The organism is Mycolicibacterium elephantis DSM 44368 (assembly GCF_004014805.1).
Classification (GTDB): domain Bacteria; phylum Actinomycetota; class Actinomycetes; order Mycobacteriales; family Mycobacteriaceae; genus Mycobacterium; species Mycobacterium elephantis.
Genome location: NZ_ATDN01000068.1, coordinates 1 through 644 on the forward strand (window position 1 = coordinate 1; position 644 = coordinate 644).

General features: G+C 68.5%; 1 protein-coding gene. It reads left to right on the forward strand.

Annotated elements, in window-relative coordinates; translation table 11 throughout:
• The coding region (locus MELE44368_RS24780; RefSeq protein WP_128110908.1) for a DUF222 domain-containing protein at positions 1-644 on the forward strand (644 nt) is incomplete at both ends.

Below are 644 nucleotides of genomic sequence, written 5' to 3' on the forward strand. Positions count from 1 at the left end.
CAGCGCGTGCTGGCGCGGCTGCAGACCGAGACCACACCGCAGGAAATGGGCGCGCACTCCTGGAAGGAAGTGCTGCGGGTGCGCTACCGGATCTCCACCAGTGAGGCCAACCGGCGGTTGACCGAAGCCGAACTGCTCGCACCGCGGCAGGCGGTGACGGGCCCGGCGCTGCCGGCGGCGTTGCCGGCCACCGCCGCCGCCCAAGCCCACGGGCTGATCACCGCCGAACACGTCGAGGTCATCCGCAAATCGGCGGCCAAACTCCCCGGCTGGGTCGATGCGCCCACCCGCGCCCAATTCGAGGTCGACCTGGTGCGCACCGCGGTCAAAGTCGGGCCCAAAGAACTCACCGACACCGCCGCCCTGATCCTGTTTCTGCTCGATCAAGACGGCCCCGAACCCACCGACATCGACCGCGCCCGCAAACGTGGCATCAAAAAATCCCCCCAAAGCCCCGACGGGATGACCGAACTGCGCGCGATGTTGACGCCGGAGGCGTGGGCGGTGTGGGAGGCGATCTTCGCCAAATACGCCGCGCCCGGCATGTGTAACCCTGATGATCCCGAACCGTGCACGGCGGGCACCCCCACCCAAGCCCAGATCGACAACGATCACCGCAGCCTGGCCCAGCGTCAGCACGACGC